Source organism: Pseudomonas sp. MWU13-2100 (genome assembly GCF_023242365.1).
Lineage (GTDB): Bacteria > Pseudomonadota > Gammaproteobacteria > Pseudomonadales > Pseudomonadaceae > Aquipseudomonas.
Genome location: NZ_JALLIX010000031.1, coordinates 12,710 through 32,120 on the forward strand (window position 1 = coordinate 12,710; position 19,411 = coordinate 32,120).

The 19,411-nt window shown below is 64.3% G+C and carries 21 protein-coding genes; 19 read left to right on the forward strand and 2 right to left on the reverse strand.

Features of this window, described 5'->3' with window-relative positions; all coding sequences use genetic code 11:
• The first annotated feature begins 3 nt into the window (after positions 1-3).
• From M5B99_RS20290 to M5B99_RS20375, 18 genes are all read left to right on the forward strand, one after another.
• The gene (locus tag M5B99_RS20290) at positions 4-258 is read left to right on the forward strand and encodes an acyl carrier protein (protein WP_100940447.1); all 255 of its coding nucleotides are present in this window, start codon (positions 4-6) and stop codon (positions 256-258) included.
• Positions 255-800: a hypothetical protein gene (locus M5B99_RS20295; RefSeq protein WP_248805704.1), complete on the forward strand. Its 546-nt coding sequence runs from the start codon at positions 255-257 to the stop codon at positions 798-800. The genes M5B99_RS20290 and M5B99_RS20295 overlap by 4 nt, the downstream gene beginning before the upstream one ends.
• The gene (locus M5B99_RS20300) at positions 797-2,467 is read left to right on the forward strand and encodes an AMP-binding protein (RefSeq protein ID WP_248805705.1); all 1,671 of its coding nucleotides are present in this window, start codon (positions 797-799) and stop codon (positions 2,465-2,467) included. Before M5B99_RS20295 ends, M5B99_RS20300 begins: the two co-directional genes overlap by 4 nt.
• Positions 2,460-3,194: a glycosyltransferase family 2 protein gene (locus tag M5B99_RS20305; protein WP_248805706.1), complete on the forward strand. Its 735-nt coding sequence runs from the start codon at positions 2,460-2,462 to the stop codon at positions 3,192-3,194. The genes M5B99_RS20300 and M5B99_RS20305 overlap by 8 nt, the downstream gene beginning before the upstream one ends.
• Positions 3,191-4,129, forward strand: a complete 939-nt coding sequence (locus tag M5B99_RS20310) for a glycosyl transferase (protein WP_248805707.1) — start codon at positions 3,191-3,193, stop codon at positions 4,127-4,129. Before M5B99_RS20305 ends, M5B99_RS20310 begins: the two co-directional genes overlap by 4 nt.
• Complete coding sequence (locus M5B99_RS20315) at positions 4,110-5,654, forward strand: HAL/PAL/TAL family ammonia-lyase (protein WP_248805708.1); 1,545 nt, start codon at positions 4,110-4,112, stop codon at positions 5,652-5,654. Before M5B99_RS20310 ends, M5B99_RS20315 begins: the two co-directional genes overlap by 20 nt.
• Positions 5,647-6,072 (forward strand): acyl-CoA thioesterase, encoded by a 426-nt coding sequence (locus tag M5B99_RS20320; protein WP_248805709.1) that lies wholly within the window; start codon positions 5,647-5,649, stop codon positions 6,070-6,072. The genes M5B99_RS20315 and M5B99_RS20320 overlap by 8 nt, the downstream gene beginning before the upstream one ends.
• Complete coding sequence (locus M5B99_RS20325; RefSeq protein WP_248805710.1) at positions 6,069-6,782, forward strand: outer membrane lipoprotein carrier protein LolA; 714 nt, start codon at positions 6,069-6,071, stop codon at positions 6,780-6,782. The genes M5B99_RS20320 and M5B99_RS20325 overlap by 4 nt, the downstream gene beginning before the upstream one ends.
• Complete coding sequence (locus M5B99_RS20330; RefSeq protein WP_248805711.1) at positions 6,766-9,180, forward strand: MMPL family transporter; 2,415 nt, start codon at positions 6,766-6,768, stop codon at positions 9,178-9,180. Before M5B99_RS20325 ends, M5B99_RS20330 begins: the two co-directional genes overlap by 17 nt.
• A complete protein-coding gene (locus M5B99_RS20335; RefSeq protein ID WP_248805712.1) occupies positions 9,167-10,414 on the forward strand; it encodes an NAD(P)/FAD-dependent oxidoreductase in 1,248 nt (415 codons plus the stop codon). Before M5B99_RS20330 ends, M5B99_RS20335 begins: the two co-directional genes overlap by 14 nt.
• A complete protein-coding gene (locus tag M5B99_RS20340; protein ID WP_248805713.1) occupies positions 10,411-11,145 on the forward strand; it encodes a class I SAM-dependent methyltransferase in 735 nt (244 codons plus the stop codon). Before M5B99_RS20335 ends, M5B99_RS20340 begins: the two co-directional genes overlap by 4 nt.
• Positions 11,142-11,624 carry a DUF3261 domain-containing protein gene (locus M5B99_RS20345; protein ID WP_248805714.1) on the forward strand — a complete coding sequence of 161 codons (483 nt, stop codon included), beginning with the start codon at positions 11,142-11,144 and terminating at the stop codon, positions 11,622-11,624. Before M5B99_RS20340 ends, M5B99_RS20345 begins: the two co-directional genes overlap by 4 nt.
• The gene (locus M5B99_RS20350; RefSeq protein WP_248805715.1) at positions 11,621-12,817 is read left to right on the forward strand and encodes a beta-ketoacyl-[acyl-carrier-protein] synthase family protein; all 1,197 of its coding nucleotides are present in this window, start codon (positions 11,621-11,623) and stop codon (positions 12,815-12,817) included. The genes M5B99_RS20345 and M5B99_RS20350 overlap by 4 nt, the downstream gene beginning before the upstream one ends.
• Complete coding sequence (locus M5B99_RS20355; RefSeq protein ID WP_248805716.1) at positions 12,814-13,278, forward strand: hotdog family protein; 465 nt, start codon at positions 12,814-12,816, stop codon at positions 13,276-13,278. The genes M5B99_RS20350 and M5B99_RS20355 overlap by 4 nt, the downstream gene beginning before the upstream one ends.
• Positions 13,271-13,999 carry a 3-ketoacyl-ACP reductase FabG2 gene (locus M5B99_RS20360; RefSeq protein ID WP_248805717.1) on the forward strand — a complete coding sequence of 243 codons (729 nt, stop codon included), beginning with the start codon at positions 13,271-13,273 and terminating at the stop codon, positions 13,997-13,999. Before M5B99_RS20355 ends, M5B99_RS20360 begins: the two co-directional genes overlap by 8 nt.
• Positions 13,999-15,225, forward strand: coding sequence for a beta-ketoacyl-ACP synthase (locus M5B99_RS20365; RefSeq protein ID WP_248805718.1), 1,227 nt, complete (start codon positions 13,999-14,001; stop codon positions 15,223-15,225). Before M5B99_RS20360 ends, M5B99_RS20365 begins: the two co-directional genes overlap by 1 nt.
• Positions 15,226-15,251: 26 nt before the next feature.
• Positions 15,252-15,695, forward strand: coding sequence for a hypothetical protein (locus M5B99_RS20370; RefSeq protein WP_248805719.1), 444 nt, complete (start codon positions 15,252-15,254; stop codon positions 15,693-15,695).
• A gap of 581 nt (positions 15,696-16,276) precedes the next feature.
• Entirely contained in the window at positions 16,277-16,624 is a 348-nt protein-coding gene (locus tag M5B99_RS20375; RefSeq protein ID WP_248795959.1) for a DUF6124 family protein, read from the forward strand.
• Between the two features lie 171 nt (positions 16,625-16,795).
• On the opposite strand, the gene M5B99_RS20380 is transcribed toward M5B99_RS20375, so the two are convergent.
• Together M5B99_RS20380 and M5B99_RS20385 are read right to left on the reverse strand one after the other, a co-directional pair.
• Positions 16,796-17,056 carry a DNA-binding protein gene (locus M5B99_RS20380; RefSeq protein ID WP_248805720.1) on the reverse strand — a complete coding sequence of 87 codons (261 nt, stop codon included), beginning with the start codon at positions 17,054-17,056 and terminating at the stop codon, positions 16,796-16,798.
• Positions 17,057-17,064: 8 nt separating this feature from the next.
• Complete coding sequence (locus M5B99_RS20385; protein ID WP_248805721.1) at positions 17,065-17,964, reverse strand: LysR family transcriptional regulator; 900 nt, start codon at positions 17,962-17,964, stop codon at positions 17,065-17,067.
• 118 nt (positions 17,965-18,082) lie between these two features.
• Between M5B99_RS20385 and M5B99_RS20390 the strand changes: the two genes are divergently transcribed.
• The gene (locus tag M5B99_RS20390) at positions 18,083-19,360 is read left to right on the forward strand and encodes an MFS transporter (protein ID WP_248805722.1); all 1,278 of its coding nucleotides are present in this window, start codon (positions 18,083-18,085) and stop codon (positions 19,358-19,360) included.
• Positions 19,361-19,411: the final 51 nt, after the last annotated feature.

Here is a 19,411-nt window from a genome sequence, read left to right on the forward strand (position 1 = left end):
ACCATGCAAACCCGTGACGACATCTTCAACACCCTGCGCGATGCCCTGGTCGAACTCTTCGAACTGGAACCCGAACGCGTCACCCTGGACAGCAACCTGTACCAGGACCTGGAAATCGACAGCATCGATGCCGTGGACCTGATCGACCACATCAAGCGTCAGACCGGCAAGAAAATCGCCGCCGAGGAGTTCAAGTCGGTGCGTACCGTCAACGATGTGGTCGAGGCGGTCTTTCGCCTGGTGCAACCGGCCGCATGAAGCGCCTGATCGGCCTGGGCCTGCTGCTGGCGGGCCTGCTGTACCCCTTTGCGGTGTATTTCGGCATGGAGCACTTCGCGCCCTGGCAGTTCGGGCTGTTGCTCGGCGGCCTGTGGCTGGCCCGGGCCCTGAGCGGGGAGCGGCGTCCCGGCAGCCTGTGGATGGCCCTCAGTGCCATCGCCTTCTGCGGTTTGCTGGCACTGCTGAACAGTCCGCTGCTGCTGCGCTGGTACCCGGTGCTGATCAGCGCCTTCATGCTCGGCCTGTTCGGCCTGAGCCTGAAATTCGGCCCGCCGATGGTCGAGCGACTGGCCCGTCTGCGCGAGCCGCAACTGCCGGACGTGGCGATTGACTATACGAGACAGGTAACCCGCGTCTGGAGCCTGTTTTTTCTCTGCAATGGCCTGATCGCCGCCGCCCTGACCCTCTGGGCGCCGCTGAGCTGGTGGATGCTGTACACCGGCCTGATCTCCTATGGGCTGATGGGTTTGCTGTTCGCCATTGAGTGGCTGGTACGACAACGGGTAAGAGGCCGCGCATGAACTGGATAAACCTTGAGCAGTTGTTGCTCAAGTCGCATGGACCGCGAGCGGTCACCCTGGATCCGCCGCTGGATCACGCCGGGTTGTCGCTACGGGCGTTGAGCCTGGCGGCCGGCTTGCAGGCCCGTGAGGTCAAGCATATCGCCGTGCACCTGGAAGATGCCGGGGAACTGGCCATCGCCCTGCTCGGTGCCTGGCGGGCCGGCGTCCGGGTGCTGCTGCCCGCCGACCTGCAAGAACAGACCCGCCAACGTTGGATGGCGGATGTCGACCTGTGGCTGACCGACAGTCATGCCCTTGAGACACTCTGCGCCGAACCGTTGAGCCCGGCCGCGCTCGATCTCGATGACTGCCGCCTGAGCCTGTGCACCTCCGGCTCCAGCGGCGAACCCAAGCGCATCGACAAAAGCCTGCGCCAACTGGCCAATGAGATCCTGGCCCTGGAACAGCTGTGGGGCGCTGACCTCGACCAGGCCTGCATCATCGGCAGCGTCGCCACCCAACACATCTATGGATTGCTGTTCCGCGTGCTTTGGCCACTGTGTGCCGGTCGTACCTTCGTGCGCAGGCAACTGGCCTTCCCGGAAGACCTGCAACGCGCCAGCCGTGAACACCGGCAGTTCGCCTGGGTCGCGAGCCCGGCCCTGCTCAAGCGCATGGGCGACAACCTCGACTGGCCGGCTCTGAGCCTTGTGCGCCGGGTGTTTTCTTCCGGCGGCGCGCTCCCGCCCGAAGCAGCGTCCAGCCTGCAGCAACGCTTGCAGCAATGGCCGACGGAAATCCTTGGCAGCTCGGAAACCGGCGGTATTGCCTGGCGCCGGGGCGACCCGCTGTGGCGTCCCTTCGCCGATGTGCAACTGAGCCAGGACGCGGACGGCGCCTTGCGGGTGGCTTCGCCTTACCTGCCGGCCGGTCATGTCGAGCAAACGGCGGACGCGGCACGCATCGAAGCCGATGGTCGGTTCGAATTGCTGGGGCGGCTGGACCGCATCGTCAAACTGGAAGAGAAACGCATCTCCCTGCCGATGCTGGAACAGGCCCTGATGGCGCACGACTGGGTTGCCGAAGCGCGCCTGGGCGTGGTGCAGGAAAACCGCGCCTACCTCGGCGCGCTGCTGGTGCTCTCCGAACAGGGGCTGCACAGCCTGCGCAACCAGGGTCGGCGTGCGCTGACCGAGACCCTGCGCAAGCACCTGCTCAAACATTGCGAAGCCCTGGCGCTGCCGCGCCGCTGGCGTTTGCTGCGGCAGATGCCGCTGACCCCCCAGGGCAAATTGCCGCAAGCCGAAGTCCAGGCCCTGTTGCAAGCCCCGCGCCCCAAAGCGCCGGAAGTGCTGGCGCAACACGAGATGGACGGCGAATGGCTGTTGCAACTGGTCGTTCCGTTGGACCTGGCCTACTTCAGCGGCCATTTCCCGATCACCCCGGTGCTGCCCGGCGTGGTGCAAGTGGATTGGGCCCTGGAGCTGGGGCGTGAGCGACTCGAACTGCCGGAAAAGTTCGCCGGCATGGAAGTGCTGAAATTCCAGCAACTGGTGCGTCCGGGCGATAAGCTCGAACTGAGCCTGCGCTTCGACCGTGAACGCAGCAAACTGCATTTCGCCTTTCGCAATGCGGCCGCCGCCTGCTCCAGCGGACGCATTGTGCTGGAGGCGGCCCATGCATAAGCCCTGCGCAATCATCCCGGTTTACAACCATGAAGCCGCCGTACCCGCGGTGATCGACGCCCTGCTGCGTATCGGCTTGACCTGCATACTGGTGGACGACGGCAGCAGCCCGGCCTGCGCGGCGGTACTGGAACGACTCGCCGAACACGAACGAGTCACCCTGGTGAAACTACCGGTCAATCAGGGCAAGGGCGGCGCGGTCATGGTCGGGCTGCGGGAAGCCACGCGCCTGGGCTTCAGCCACGCCCTGCAAGTGGACGCCGACGGCCAGCACGACCTGAGCGACGTCACGAGCTTCCTCGACGCCTCGCGCCGCCATCCCGAGGCGCTGATCTGCGGCTACCCGCAATACGACGAGAGCGTGCCCAAGGGCCGGCTCTACGCCCGCTACCTGACCCACGTCTGGGTCTGGATCAACAGCCTTTCGTTGCAGATCCGCGACTCCATGTGCGGCTTCCGGATCTACCCGCTGCCACCGGTACTGGCGTTGATCGACTCGGCGAAGCTGGGCAAACGCATGGACTTCGACTCGGAAATCCTCGTGCGCCTGTCCTGGCGCAACCAGCCCATGCGCTGGCTGCCGATCAAGGTTCATTACCCCCAGGACGGCCTATCGCACTTCCGCATGTTCCACGACAACGCGCTGATTTCCAGCATGCACACCCGGATGTTCTTCGGCATGCTGGTGCGCCTGCCAAGCATCCTCTGGCGACGGTGGCGAGCATGAGCGACGCGCAAAAACACTGGGCCGACCGCCAGGAGCGTGGCAGTTTCTGCTTGATGAAACTCACCGCCTTCGGCGTCAGGGTCCTCGGCCGCCGGGTGCTCAGCCCGGTGCTCCACGGCATCGTCCTGTACTTTTTCCTGTTCGGTCGCAGCGCCCGGCAGAGTGCCTGGCAGTACCAGCAGTGCCTGGCCGACTGGAGCGGTTATGGCGCCCTGCGACCGACCCGCATGAAAGTCTTCAAACAGTTCATGGCCTTTGCCGACTCTCTGCTGGACAAGCTCGACGTGTGGAACGGCAAGCTGCGCCTGGAACAGCTCGAAATCATCGACCCGGCACTGCTCCGCGATCAGTTGCGCGGCGCGCGCGGGCAGATGCTGGTGGGCGCCCACCTGGGCAACCTGGAAGTCTGTCGCGCGCTCGCCGAACTGGGTGAAAAGGTCACCATGAACGTGCTGGTGCACACCAAGCACGCCGAGCGCTTCAACCGCCTGTTGGGCGAGGCCGGGGCGAGCAACCTGCGGCTGATCCAGGTCAGCGAGCTGGATCCGGCGATCATGCTGCAACTGAGCCAGCGCCTGGAGCGGGGCGAGTGGCTGGCGATTGCCGGCGACCGCGTGCCGTTGCATGGCGGGCGCCATGTGCGGGTGGATTTCCTCGGCCAGTCCGCGGCGTTCCCGCAAGGCCCATGGCTTCTCGCCGGGCTGCTGAAATGCCCGGTCAACCTGCTGTTCTGCGTGAAACTCCAGGGCCGCTACCGCATCACCCTCGAAGCCTTCAGCGAGAGGGTGCAGTGGAAACGCGGCGACCGCGAACAGGTGATTGCCCAGTGGGCCACCCGTTACGCCGAACGCCTGGGCCAGTACTGCCTGCAGGCACCGTACCAATGGTTCAATTTCTACCCTTTCTGGAAATCCGATGACAACGCATCCGCTTGAGCCGGTCACCTTCGGCGAACTCCCGCTGCGCATCGAAGACGTGCTGGCCCTGGCCAACCGTCAGGTGCCGACGCAACTGCAAGGCGACCCGGCGTTCCGCCAGCGCATTGCCAAGGGCGCGCAGTTCCTTGACTCACTGCTGGACAAGGAAGGCGTGATCTACGGCGTCACCACCGGCTACGGCGACTCCTGCGTGGTGGCGGTGCCGCTGCAGCACGTCGAAGCCTTGCCGCGCCACCTCTACACCTTCCACGGTTGCGGCCTCGGCCAGTTGCTCGACCCGCAGGCGACCCGCGCGGTGCTGGCGGCGCGCTTGCAGTCGCTGTGCCACGGCGTGTCCGGCGTGCGCGTGGAGCTGCTGGAACGACTGCAGGCCTTTCTCGACCTGGACATCCTGCCGCTGATTCCCGAAGAGGGCTCGGTCGGCGCCAGTGGCGACCTGACGCCACTGTCCTACGTCGCCGCGACCCTCTCCGGCGAACGCGAAGTACTGTTTCGCGGCGAACGCCGCCAGTCCTGCGACGTGCACCGTGAACTGGGCTGGGAACCGCTGGTGCTACGGCCCAAGGAAGCCCTGGCGTTGATGAACGGCACCGCGGTGATGACCGGCCTGGCCTGCCTGGCCTTTGCCCGCGCCGACTATCTGCTGCAACTGGCGACCCGCATCACCGCCCTCAACGTGGTGGCCCTGCAAGGCAACCCGGAGCACTTCGACGAGCGCCTGTTCGCCGCCAAGCCACACCCAGGGCAGATGCAGGTGGCCGCCTGGCTGCGCAAGGACCTCGCCATCGATGCGCCAACCGCGCCGCTGCACCGCTTGCAGGATCGCTACTCGCTGCGCTGCGCCCCCCACGTCCTCGGCGTGCTGGCCGACAGCCTGGGCTGGTTGCGCTCATTTATCGAAACCGAACTGAACAGCGCCAACGACAACCCGATCATCGATGCCGAAGAAGAACGCGTGCTCCACGGCGGGCACTTCTACGGCGGGCATATCGCCTTTGCCATGGACAGCCTCAAGACCCTGGTGGCCAACGTCGCCGACCTGCTCGATCGGCAGCTCGCGCTGCTGGTGGACGTGCGCTACAACCACGGCCTGCCGAGCAACCTGTCCGGCTCAAGCGCCGAACGCGCGATGCTCAACCATGGCTTCAAGGCCGTGCAGATCGGCGCCAGCGCCTGGACCGCCGAAGCCCTGAAAAACACCATGCCGGCCAGCGTGTTCTCGCGCTCCACCGAATGCCACAACCAGGACAAGGTGAGCATGGGCACCATTGCCGCCCGCGACGCGATCCGCGTGCTGGAGCTGACCGAACAGGTCGCCGCCGCCACCTTGCTCGCCGCCAATCAGGGGGTCTGGTTGCGTGGCCAGGCCAGCGACGCACGACCGCTGCCGCCGGCCCTGGCGGCCATGCACGAAACCCTGGCAAAAGACTTCCCCCCGGTGATCGAAGACCGCGCCCTCGAAGCCGAACTGCGCCTGTGCCTGAAACGCATCGCCGAACAACACTGGAGGCTGCATGCGTAGCCGCGGCGTACTGCATGTCGACACCGAGATCCTGGTGCCGTTCTTCGACGTCGACAGCATGCATGTGGTCTGGCACGGCCATTACGTGAAGTACCTGGAAGTCGCCCGCTGCGCGCTGCTGGACCATATCGGCCACAACTACACGCACATGCTCGAATCCGGCTATGCGTGGCCGGTGATCGACCTGCAACTGCGTTATGTGCGCGGGGCGGTGTTCGGCCAGAAGATCAATGTGCGGGCCAACCTGGTGGAGTGGGAGAACCGCTTGAAGGTCAACTACCTGATCACCGACCTGGCCAGCGGCGAACGCCTGACCCGCGCCAGTAGCGTGCAGGTGGCCGTGGATCTCCACAGCCGGGAAATGCAACTGGCTTCGCCAAAAGTCTTCGTCGCCGCCGTCGAGAAGGTGCTGGCATGAGCCTCTTTACTCAAGCACGACACAAAACCTGTTGGAGCCGGCTTGCTGGCGATAGCGTCCGCAGGATCACCGAAAGGCTCAAGGACCTCATCGCCGGCAAGCCAGCGCCTGCAAGGTTCGCTTGCCTGTTGAGCCTGTTGTCCGGCCTGGGCCTGTCCGCCCAGGCTTCGGCCTTCGACCTGCAACAGCTTAGCGAGCAACTGGCCAAGCCCTCGGTGATCCACGGCGACTTCATCCAGGAAAAACACCTGCGCGCCCTAGCGCAACCGCTGACCAGCAAGGGCACCTTCGTCCTCGCCAAGGACCACGGCCTGCTCTGGCTGCTCAAGTCACCGTTGCAGCAGGACTACCGCATCAGCGCCAAGGGCATCGCCCGCCGTGACCCCAGCGGCTGGCAAATGGTCCCGAACAAAAGCGCCGGAGCCGAACAGAACCGCCTGTTCATCGCCGTCCTGCAGGGCGACAGCACGGGCCTGCAACGGGATTTCGAACTGCAACTGCAAGGTGAGGCCCAGCACTGGCAACTGACCCTGATTCCGCGCTCGGTGCTGCTCAAGCAGATCTTCACCCGGATCAATATCGACGGCGGCGAATTGGTGCAGCGCATCGAACTGCTGGAAACCCAGGGCGACAGCACGGTCCTGCGCATGCAGGACAGCAGCGCCGCCCTCCCCCTGAGCGACGCGGAGCAGCATGACTTTGCCGAGTGAACGCCTGCTCCCGCGTCTGTTCTTGATCCTGCTGCTGGCAGTGCTGGCGCTCGCCGGCTGGCAATGGCGCCATGGCGCGCCACTGTCGGCCGATCTCATGGAACTGGTGCCGGGCTCGGCGCCGAATGCCCTGGAACTCAAGGCCGAACAGCGCATGCAGGAGCCCTTGAACCGGGAAATGCTGGTGCTGGTGGGCCAGGCCGATCGCCAGAAAGCCATTGCCCTGGCGCAACGGCTGGGTGAACGCTGGCAGGCCAGCGGACTGTTCGAAACCGTGCAGTGGAGCTTGCAGGCCGACCTGCCGGCCTTGCGCCAACAACTGCTGGTCAGCCGCCTGGCGATGCTTGCCCGGACGGACCGAGAGCAGTTGATCGAACACCCGGCAGCGTTTATCCAGCAACGGCTCCAGTCCCTGTTCGACCCCTTTGCCGGCGTCAGCCTGGTGCCGAGCCAGGACGACTGGCTCGGCCTGACCGGACGCATCCAGGACAGCCGGCCGAAAACCGGCGCGGTGCAATTCGATCTCGGCAGCGGCGCGCTGATCGCCGAGGCCGACGGCAAAAACTGGGTGCTGTTGCGCGCCCGCACCCGCGGCAACGCCTTCGACATGAAGCTGCCGGTGCAGGTCGCCGAACTGCTCAAGCAAGGTCGCGAAGAGGCCGCGCGCGATGACGCGCAACTGCTCGCCGCCAGCGGCCTGCTGTATGCCGCCGCCGGCCAGCAACAGGCAACCCGGGAAATCACCTGGGTCGGTGGTGGCGCCACCTTCGGCATTCTCCTGCTGCTGTTGCTGGCTTTCCGGCGCTGGCGGGTATTGTTGGCGTTTGTCCCGGTGCTGGTGGGCATGCTCTTCGGCAGCGTGGCCTGCGTGGCACTGTTCGGTCATCTGCATGTGATGACCCTGGTCCTGGGGGCCAGCCTGATCGGCGTGGCCGTGGACTACCCGCTGCATTACCTGTCCAAGAGCTGGAGCCTGAAACCCTGGCACAGCTGGCCGGCCCTGCGCATCACCTTGCCCGGACTGAGCCTGAGCCTGGCCACCAGTTGCATCGGTTACCTGGCTCTGGCCTGGACACCGTTTCCGGCCCTGACCCAGATCGCCGTGTTCTCCGCCGCCGGCCTGCTGGGGGCCTACCTGAGCGCCGTGTGCCTGCTGCCCGCGCTGCTCAAGGGCACAGACCTATGTCCGGCGCAGTGGCCGCTGCGGGTCTGCGAAGTGTTGCTGAAGGTGCGTGAAGCGCTGCTGCGCAAGGTCGGCAACCGGTTGCTGCTGGCGCTGCTGGTGCTGTTCTGTGCCGGCGGCTTGTGGCACCTGACCAGCAAGAACGATATCCGCCAATGGGTCGGCGCGCCGGCGCAATTGCAGGCCGAGGCCCAAGCCGTCGCGCGGATCACCGGTTACCAGCCCACCAGCCAGTTCTTCCTGGTCCGCGGCGCCGATCAACAACAGTTGCTGGAGCGCCAGGCCGCACTCGGCGAGCGGCTCGATCAACTGGTGAGCCAAGGCAAACTCCAGGGCTATCAGTCCCTCGATCAGGTGGTCAGCCTGCCCCGGGAACAGCAACAGTTACAGGACTCGCTCAAGCAACTGCCAGGGTTCTGGCAACCCTTGCTCGACCTCGGTGTTCCGGCCGCGGCCCTGCAAAACGAATTGGCCCAGTTGCAAGCCCTGCCGATCCAGGATATCGACAGCGCCCTCAAAGGCCCGCTGTCCGAGCCCTGGCGCCTGCTCTGGCTGGGTACGCAAGCCGATGGCGTGGCCGGCATGGTCAGCCTGCGCGGCCTGAACAACGCCGACCTGCTGCGCGCTCAAACCGACGGCCTGCCAGGGGTAAAACTGGTGGACCGGCTGGGCGAGTTGAACAAGGTGTTTGCCGCCACCCAGGTCAGCGCCGCCGAGCTGAAACTGGCGTCCTGCGTGCTGATCGTGCTGTTGCTGATCCTGCCGTTCGGCCTAGGCGGGGCCCTGCGGATCATCACCCTGCCGCTGCTGGCAGCGCTGTGCAGCCTGGCCAGCCTCGGCTGGTTCGGCCAGCCGTTGACGCTGTTCAGCCTGTTCGGCCTGCTGCTGGTGACTGCCATCAGCGTCGACTACGCGATCCTGATGCGCGAGCAGATCGGCGGGGCCGCCGTCAGCCTGCTGGGCACCTTGCTGGCCGCCCTGACCACCTGGCTGTCGTTCGGCCTGCTGGCGATTTCCAGCACCCCGGCAGTCAGCAACTTCGGCCTGGCAGTGAGTCTGGGACTGGCCTTCAGCTTCCTGCTCGCGCCCTGGGCCGCCCGTCCGACCGACAAGAACGCGACACCGCAAGCCGAACACTCGGTCACCACAGTCAAGCCGAGCTCTATCCCTTCGAAACCGTCGAACCCCTCAAGGAGCCTGTGTGCCAATGATTGATATGGAACGTCGTGAAGTCGTGGTGATTGGCGCGGGCCCTTCCGGCGCCATCGCCGCCGCCTTGCTCAAACGCAACGGCCACGACGTACTGATCGTCGAGCGCCAGCATTTCCCGCGCTTTTCCATCGGAGAAAGCCTGCTCTCGCATTGCCTGGACTTCGTCGAGGAGGCCGGCATGCTCGACGCCGTCAACGCTGCCGGGTTCCAGTTGAAGAACGGCGCGGCCTTCGCCTGGGGCGAACACTACAGCGCCTTCGATTTCGGCAAGACTTTCAGCCACGGCAAGCCGAGCACCTTCCAGGTCCAGCGTGCCGACTTCGACAAACTGCTGGCGGATCAGGCCGCCCTGCAAGGCGTGGAAATCCGCTATGGCGAGGCAATCGTCAGCGTTGATTTCGACCTGCCACAACCGCAGCTGCGGGCCCGCCGCGAAGACGGTAGCGAGTACCTGATCGAAGCACGCTTCGTCCTCGACGCCAGTGGCTACGGCCGGGTGCTGCCGCGCCTGCTTGACCTGGAAGCGCCGTCGAATTTCCCGCTGCGCCAGGCAGTCTTCACCCATATTGAAGACCGCATCGAACATCCCGCTTTCGAGCGGGAAAAGATCCTTATCACCACTCATCCGCAACAGCGCGATATCTGGTTCTGGACCATCCCCTTCAGCAATGGCCGCTGCTCCCTCGGCGTGGTTGCCGCCGCCGAGCACTTTGCCGGACGCAGCGAGGACCTGGACGCCTGCCTCAAGGCTTTCGTCGCCGAAACCCCAAGCCTGCAAGCCGTGCTGGAAAACGCCGTATGGGACACCCCGGCGCGGACCATCGGCGGCTATTCGGCCAATGTGAAGACCCTGCACGGGCCGGGCTTCGCCCTGCTGGGTAACGCTGCGGAATTCCTCGACCCGGTATTCTCCTCCGGCGTGACCATTGCCATGCGTTCGGCGAGCATGGCCGCCGGCCTGTTGCATCGTCAGCTGCAAGGCGAAAGCGTCGACTGGCAGACCCAGTTCGCCGAGCCGCTCAAACGTGGTGTCGACACCTTCCGCTGCTACGTCGAAGGCTGGTACGCCGGGACCTTCCAGGATGTGATCTTCCATCCCGGCAGTTCGCCGGAAATCCGCGCCATGATCAGTGCGATCCTCGCCGGCTATGCCTGGGACGAGCGCAACCCCTTTGTCAGCGAACCCCGGCGCCGTCTGCGGATGTTGTCGGAAATCTGTGCGAGCACCCCGACATGAGCAACCCGTACCTGAGCGACACCTACGTCGAGGAAACCCGTTTCGGCTTCTGGTTCCTGCGCAGCCACACCTGGCAGCACCACGTCCTGCGGGTCGCAATCAACGACCTGCGTGGCCTGTTCAGCGAGGCCCTGCCGGCCAACCCGGTGGTACTCGACGCCGGCTGCGGCCAGGGCAAGTCCTTCCAGTATTTACAGCAGACATTCGCCCCGGCGCGACTGATCGGCCTTGACGCCGACCCCCACAGCCTCGAATTGAGTGCTGAGGAGGCACAACGCCGTGGCCTGGAAGTCGAGCTGATCGGCAGCGACTGCGCGACCCTCGACGTGCCCTCGCACAGCGTCGACATCCTCTTCTGCCACCAGACCTTCCATCACCTGGTGCAACAGGATCGCGCCCTGGCCGAGTTCTATCGGGTGCTCAAGCCGGGCGGTTACCTGCTGTTCGCCGAGTCCACCGAAGCCTATATCGACACCTGGGTGATTCGCTGGTTGTTCCGCCACCCGATGCATGTGCAGAAAAGCGCGGCACAGTACCTGGACATGATCGGCGACCAGGGTTTCGAGTTCACCCCGCGGAACGTCTCCTACCCTTACCTGTGGTGGAGCCGGGCCAAGGACTTCGGGCTGCTCGAACGCCTGCGCCTGAAGAATCCGCCGCCGGTGGGCCAGCGTGAAGAGACCCTGGTCAACGTGGTCGCGCGCAAACCCCTCGGCGAGACCGTCGAATGATCCGCGCCCTGTTGCTGGGCTGCCTCCTGCTGCTGAGCGCCTGCGCCAGCCGCGCGCCGCTGCCCATGCATGCGCCAAGCCTGGCCTTGCCGTTGCAATTGCATATCGAGCGCGAACAGGCCGGACAGCGCCAGGACTGGCTGCTGGTGATCCAGCGCGAGACGAACAGCCTGCGCTGGTCGCTGATGGACCCACTGGGCATTCCCTTGGCCCGCCAGCGCCTGCAAGACGGTGAATGGCAGGCCGATGGCCTGCTGCCGCCCAACCCCCAGGCCCGCGAACTGTTCGCCGCGTTGTTGTTCGCCCTGACCCCGGATGCCGAACTCGCGGGCAACTACCCGACCGCGCAACGCCAGGCCATGGAGCGCATTCTCGATACCCGCTGGCGAGTCAGCTATCGCCAGCCGCTGGACTTCACCCTGAGCCTGCCGGACAGTCTGCATTACCGAATCAGTCCGTTGAGCGAGGCCGCCCCATGACCGCCTACCTGAACGCCCTCGGCGTGATCTGCGCGCTGGGCCGCGACAAGCCGAGCGTGGCGCGCAAGCTGTTTGCCGGCGACTGCTCGGGCATGCGTGCGCAAAGCGGCTGGGTGCCCGAGCGCGTCCTGTCGGTAGCCGCGGTGCAAGGCGAACTGATGGCGATTCCCGCCGAACTGAGCGCCCAGGCCAGCCGCAACAATCAACTGCTGATGGAGGCCACGCTGCAAATCGCCGGGCCCATCCAGCATGCCATCGACACCTATGGTCGCGAACGCATCGGCATCGTCCTGGGCACCAGCACCTCGGGCATCGACGAAGCCAGCCATGGCATCGCTTGCTACCTGAAAGAGGGACACTTCCCCGATGGCTACGACTACCAGCAGCAGGAACTGAGCGCCCCGGCGACCTTCCTCGCCGACTGGCTGCAACTGCGCGGCCCGGCCTATGTGATCTCCACCGCCTGCACCTCCAGCGCGCGGGCACTGATGAGTGCCCGGCGCCTGCTCGACCTGGGCCTGTGCGACGTCGTGTTGTGCGGCGGGGTCGACAGCCTGTGCCAGCTGACTCTCAGGGGGTTCAGCTCGTTGGAAGCGGTGTCGGCGCAGCGTTGCAATCCGTTTTCGCTGAACCGCAACGGTATCAATATCGGCGAAGCGGCGGTGCTGTTCCTGATGAGCAAACGCGCCGACGACGGCCCGGCCATTGCCTTGCTCGGCGCGGGCGCCAGTTGCGACGCCCACCATATTTCCGCCCCCGACCCGACCGGCCGGGGCGCCGTGCAGGCCATGGGCAAAGCGCTGAAGCAGGCCGGCCTGCAGCCACAAGATATCAACTACCTGAACCTGCACGGCACCGCCACCCAGCACAACGACGCCATGGAGAGCCTGGCCGTGTCCACGCTGTTCCCGACGAGCCCGCCCTGCTCCTCGACCAAGCCCATGACCGGCCATACCCTGGGCGCCGCCGGCGCACTGGAAGCGGCGTTCTGCTGGTTGAGCCTGAGTGCCGACAACCCGTCCTCGGCCCTGCCGCCCCACGTATGGGACGGCCAGCCCGACCCGGCGCTGCCGCCCCTGAACTGGGTCAAGCCGGGCGACCGCCTCAACCCCTATCCACCGCGCCGCCTGATGAGCAACTCCTTTGCCTTCGGCGGCAACAATGTCAGCCTGATTATCGGAGACGCCCCATGATCGATTGGCCGCTCGCCGAATTGCTGCCCCATGCCGGGGACATGATCCTGATCGACCAGGTCCTGTCCTGCGACGCAGAACAGATCCACACCCGCCTCACCGTGCGCCCGGACGGCCTGTTCAACCGCGAGGACGGCAGCCTGCCGGCCTGGATCGGGATCGAACTGATGGCCCAGAGCGTCGCCGCCTATGCCGGTTGCCGCGCCCGTGGCGAAGGCAGGCCGGTGGAGCTGGGGTTCCTGCTCGGCACGCGCAAATTCGACTGCAACGTGGAACACTTTCCCGTCGGCAGCGAACTGCGCATCCATGCCCTGCGCTCGCTGGAAGACGACAACGGCATGGGTGTGTTCGAATGCCACCTGACCGGCCCCGACATCCATGCCACCGCGCGCCTGAACGTGTTCCGTCCACCCCAGGCCGCCGCTTACCTCTCAGAATCACAGGAGTCGCGTCATGACTGAATCCATCCTGGTCACCGGCTCCAGCCGCGGTATCGGCCGTGCAATCGCCCTGCGCCTGGCCCGCGCCGGTTTTGACCTGGTGTTGCATTGCCGCAGCGGCCGCGCCGACGCCGAAGCCGTGCAGGTCGAAATCCAGGCCTTGGGTCGCCAGGCCCGCGTGCTGCAATTCGATGTGTCCGATCGTGAAGCCTGTCGCACCCGCCTTGAGGCCGATGTCGAAGAACATGGCGCCTACTATGGCGTGGTGCTGAATGCCGGCCTGACCCGTGACGGCGCTTTCCCGGCCCTCTCCGAAGAAGACTGGGACCTGGTCCTGCGCACCAACCTCGACGGTTTCTACAACGTGCTGCACCCGGTGATGATGCCGATGATCCGCCGTCGCGCGCCTGGGCGAATCGTCTGCATCACCTCGGTGTCCGGGCTGATCGGCAACCGTGGACAGGTCAACTACAGCGCTTCGAAGGCCGGCCTGATCGGCGCCGCCAAGGCCCTGGCCATCGAGCTGGGCAAACGCAGGATCACCGTCAACTGCGTGGCCCCGGGCCTGATCGACACCGCCATGCTCGATGACAACGTGCCGGTGGAGGAACTGCTGAAAATGATCCCGGCACAGCGTATGGGCACCCCGGAAGAAGTTGCCGGCGCAGTGAACTTCCTGATGTCCGCGGAAGCCTCCTACATCACCCGGCAAGTACTGGCCGTCAACGGAGGCCTGTGCTGATGAAGCGCGTCGTCGTCACCGGCATGGCCGGCATCACCTCCCTGGGCAGCGACTGGGCCAGCATCGAGGCCAACTTCCGCGCCAACCGCAGCGGCATCCGCTACATGACCGAGTGGGAGCGCTTCACTGAACTGAACACGCGCCTGGCCGGGCCGATCGATGATTACGCGGTGCCGTCGCACTGGACCCGCAAGCAGCTGCGCAGCATGGGCCGGGTCTCGCGCTTCGCCGTCGGCGCGGCGGAAATGGCCCTGGCTGATGCAGGCCTGCTGGGCAACGAAATCATCCGCGACGGGCGCATGGGCGTGGCCTGCGGTTCGTCCACCGGCAGCACCGACGAGATCAAGGCCTTCGGCATGATGTTGATCAACTCCGTGGCCGAGGGGCTCAACGCCAACTCCTACGTGCGCATGATGCCGCACACCACGGCGGCGAATATCAGCATCTTCTTCGGCCTGACCGGACGCCTGATCCCCACCTCCAGCGCCTGCACCAGTGGCAGCCAGGGCATCGGCTATGCCTACGAGGCGATCAAGTTCGGGCGCCTGCCACTGATGTTGGCCGGTGGTGCCGAGGAGCTGTGTCCCACCGAAGCCATGGTGTTCGACGCGCTCTACGCCACCAGCCTGAAAAACGATGCGCCGCAGAGCAGTCCGCGGCCCTACGACAGCGACCGCGATGGCCTGGTGATCGGCGAAGGCGGCGGCATGCTGGTGCTTGAAGAACTGGAACATGCCCTGGCCCGCGGCGCGCATATTCACGCCGAAATCGTCGGTTTCGGCAGCAACGCCGACGGCCAGCACGCCACTCGCCCGGAGCAGAGCACCATGCGCCGGGCCATGGAACTGGCCCTGGAAGATGCCGGCCTGACGGCGGACGCCATCGGCTATGTGAACGGCCACGGCACCGCCACCGAACAGGGGGATATCGCCGAAACCCTGGCCACCAGCAGCCTGTTCGGCAGCCGCATGCCCATCAGTTCGCAAAAGAGCTTCCTCGGCCACACCCTGGGCGCCTGTGGGGCGCTGGAGTCCTGGTTCAGCATCGAGATGCTGAACCGTGACAGCTACATCCACACCTTGAACCTCGACCAGATCGACCCGCAGTGCGGCGAACTGGATTACCTGCGCGGCGAGTTCCGGCAGATGAGCACCGAGTATGTGATGAACAACAACTTTGCCTTTGGCGGCGTCAACACCTCCCTGGTGTTCCGACGCTGGCGCTGATTTTTTAAACCTCTGGAGAAAACGGAATGTCTTCCCTGCTTCGTGCTGCACTTGTCACCCTGGCCCTGCTGACAATGGCGGGCTGTACCAGCAAACCCATTGTCAACCCGAGCCGGACCCTCGCCCCGCAGGTCCTGGCCAGCCAGGACGAGGTGAAACAGGCGATTGTCACCGCCCTGACCAAACGCAAATGGAGCGTGCAGCGCGTCAACCCGGACCAGGTCCAGGCCGAGATCACCGTGCGTGAGAAATTCCACGTCGAGATCGACATCAACTACAGCGCGGGCGGCTACACCATCGCCTACCGCGACAGCAGCGGCATGGGTTACCAGAACGGCAAGATCCACAGGAACTACCTGCGCTGGGTCAACCTGCTGGACCAGGACATCCTCGCCGAACTGCGCGCCCATCATGAGCAGCCGACGGCACGTGCCATTGAGGTTGGCGAGGCGCAGCCGCTGGCGCAGTAACGGCGCTTAGTCCCTGCATCACAAGAGTCTGTGGGAGCGGAGCTTGCCCGCGAAGAGGCCCTTGATGCCGCTAAAAGCTTCGCGGGCAAGCTCCGCTCCCACAATATTCGCGTCGTTCAGTAGACTGGTATTCGACGCTCGATTGCTATGGTGGCTGTACGCGGGTGACCTTCGGGTCAGCCGGTATGCCTGACGTTCCGGTCTTGCAGGCTCGCGTACAGCCGCCACCCTTTTGTTAGCTGAGATTTGGAAGACAATTCTCTTTCCCTTGCAGGACATTTCCTAGAAAATCCCAACCTCTTGCGGCTGCTATATCTCCCGACTAGTCTTGCCCTGTCATCGCAATGTCGATGACTGGACGTGCAAGTCCGACTGATATAGCGCTTCAGCGCCTGCCCTATCTCCTCTTCTCGCGACGTGTCTTAATTCGTCCGTAAAGTCGATCAATGGTGGCTGTGCGTGGGAGACCTTCGGGTCTGCCGAGTCCTATATCCTCGGTCTTGCACACCTGCGCACAGCTGCCACCCTTCTGCGTGCAAGCGATGGGTTGCAGTTCCAATTATTGATATAGGGACTCAACCATGAGCAAAACTACCCCTGCACCACCTGTCCAGGATCCCAACGCTTTCCCTTCTGCCGACCGGTTCAAGGATCAGGCCGCCATCCAGCGGGCTCTTGATCACTATCTGCCCAACCCAGCACCTGCATCTCCGGATACTATCCGGCTATCCAACACCAAACCTGGTCGAACCTTGGAGGAATCCCTGGTTCACGTCTCCGAGCTGCTGACCTGCGCGGCGGCCACTGCCTACGAGTCCGGCGATGGACTCAGTGGCTCCAAACGAGCGCTGGCGTTCTCGGCCATGCATCTGGTGGAAATGGCGAAAGCCGAGCTGGATCAGTCATTGGACAATCTGCCACTGCACTAGACGGTTACACCCTTGTGGCGAGCGGGCTTGCCCGCGTTGGGGCGCGAAGCGGCCCTAAAACCGGCGGACTCGGTGTATCAGGCAGCCCGAGATAACCGATTTTGCGACTGCTTCGCAGCCGAGCGCGGGCAAGCCCGCTCGCCACAAAACCGCGCTCGGCTTCAAACATCCTTAGTCCTTAATAGCAGACACCTGAAGCTTGACCCCCCGCGCGTCTATAACCTTCAAAAAGGTCCGGAACTCAAGCTCGTCATCTTCCGATAGCAGCATCCCCACGTCCTGCGCGACTTGCGGCATACCACATGCCCGGGCCAGAACGGCCAAAGCATTGGCCATGAACGCAGAATCATCACCCGCCTCTTCCAGGCAGGCGTTCAAATAATCAAGCTGACAGCGCAAAACTGTAAGCAAAAACTCTTTGCTGAATCCCACTTCAGATCTCAGACCTGTGGCACTGCCCGACGCGTCAGCAACTCGATAAACGCCTTGGCCATCGGTGACTTCTGGTCCTTGCGCTGCACCAGCCACACCGCCGACACCGCATCCGGATCAAGCAACGGTCGATAGACCACGCCATCAATCCGAATCCGCTGATAGGACGCCGGCAACACCGACACTCCCAGCCCCGCCGCCACCAGGCCAATGATGGTCATCGCCTCACCCGCCTCCTGGGCAAAGTGCGGGCTGAACCCCGCCTGCCGCGCCAAGGTCAGCAACTGCGCATACAAACCACTGCCGTAACTGCGCGGAAAAAACACAAAGGGCTCCAACGCCAGCTCGGACAAATACATCCCATCCTCGCTGCCGCCGGCCAACGGGTGCTTGGCACTGAGCACCGCCACCAGCGGCTCATGCATCAATTCCACAACACTCAGCGCCTCCGGCAAAGGTAGAGGTCGCATCAGGCCCACTTCAATGGACTCATCCATCAAACCATCGGCGACGGTCTTGCTGCTCATCTCCCGCAGGTTCAAATGCACCGCCGGGAACGCCTGGCGAAAGGCAAAGATCGCCTGGGGAATGGTCGAGTTGAACGGCGCCGACGAAGTGAAGCCGATCTTCAATTCCCCCAGTTCTCCCAACTGCGCCCGCCGCGCCACGTCCGCCGCCTTGTCCACCTGCGCCAGCACCAGGCGCGCCTCTTGCAGAAACAGGCGACCCGCCTCGCTCAACTCGACCCGACGATTGGTCCGGTCGAACAGCCGCGCCCCCAGCTCCTGTTCCAGCGCCTGGATCTGCTGGCTCAGCGGCGGCTGGGAAATCCCCAGCACCTCGGCGGCGCGGCCAAAATGCAGTTCTTCGGCCACCGCGATGAAGTAGCGCAAATGCCGCAATTCCATGAACACCTCATCAAGTCGTAAAACCTATCAAACAGGTCGAACAATATATTGGAAAGAATAGTTAGCCAGCTATATGCTTTTTCCATTGCCTGACCGGCTGCTCCCCCCGAGGTCCCCCGTGAAAACTGCTGTCGCTCCCCTCGCCCACGAGATTCCCCCCACTGCGCTGGACGATGTGCTCGCCGAACTCAACGAAACCTATATCGAAAAAGGCACCCCGGCATTTATGCGCACGGTGCTGGCGCTGTTCTCCGGCGGCTTTGCGACCTTTGCCCTGTTGTACTGCGTGCAGCCGATGATGCCGGTACTGTCCAAGGAGTACGGGATCAATGCCGCCCAGAGCAGCCTGATTCTCTCGGTGGCCACTGCCCTGCTCGCCATCGGCCTGCTGATCACCGGGCCGATCTCCGACAGCCTCGGGCGCAAGCCGGTGATGGTGGTGGCGTTGTTCGGTGCAGCCTTGTTCACCATACTCGGCGCATTGATGCCCAACTGGCAGGGCGTGCTGGTAATGCGAGCCCTGGTGGGGCTTTCCCTCAGCGGCCTGGCGGCGGTCGGCATGACCTACCTGAGCGAGGAGATTCACCCCAGCCACATCGGTCTGGCGATGGGCCTGTATATCGGCGGCAATGCCATCGGCGGAATGAGCGGGCGGCTGATCACCGGCGTGCTGATCGACTTCGTCAGCTGGCACACTGCAATGCTGGTGATCGGCCTTCTGGCGTTGATCGCGGCGACGGTGTTCTGGAAGATCCTGCCGCCATCGCGCAACTTCCGCGCCAGCACTTTCAATACCCGTAGCCTGATCGACGGCTTCACCCTGCACTTTCGCGATGCCGGCCTGCCGTGGCTGTTCCTCGAAGGCTTCCTGCTGATGGGCAGCTTCGTCACCCTGTTCAACTATATCGGCTACCGCCTGTTGGCCGAACCTTATGGCATGAGCCAGGCGTTTGTCGGCCTGCTGTCGATCGTCTACCTGTCGGGCATCTACAGCTCCGCGCAGATCGGCGCCCTGGCCGACAAGCTGGGCCGACGCAAAGTGCTCTGGGGCATGATCCTGATGATGCTGGTGGGTATCGCCCTGACCCTGCTGACCCCGTTACCGGTGGTGGTGCTCGGCATCCTGCTGTTCACCTTCGGCTTCTTCGGTGCCCACTCGGTGGCCAGCAGCTGGATCGGCCGGCGGGCGCTGAAAGCCAAGGGCCAGGCCTCATCGCTCTATCTGTTCTGCTACTACGTAGGTTCCAGCGTCGCCGGGACCCTCGGTGGGGTGTTCTGGCACTACGGCGGCTGGAACGGCATCGGCCTGTTTATCGGCACGCTGCTGGTGGTGGCCTTGCTGGTGGCGTTGAAGCTGGCGCGGTTGCCAGCGTTGCCGGGTAATGTGAAAGCCTAGTCACAAGACTGGCGCGGGCCAAGGCACGGGGCTTGATCCACAGGGAAACGG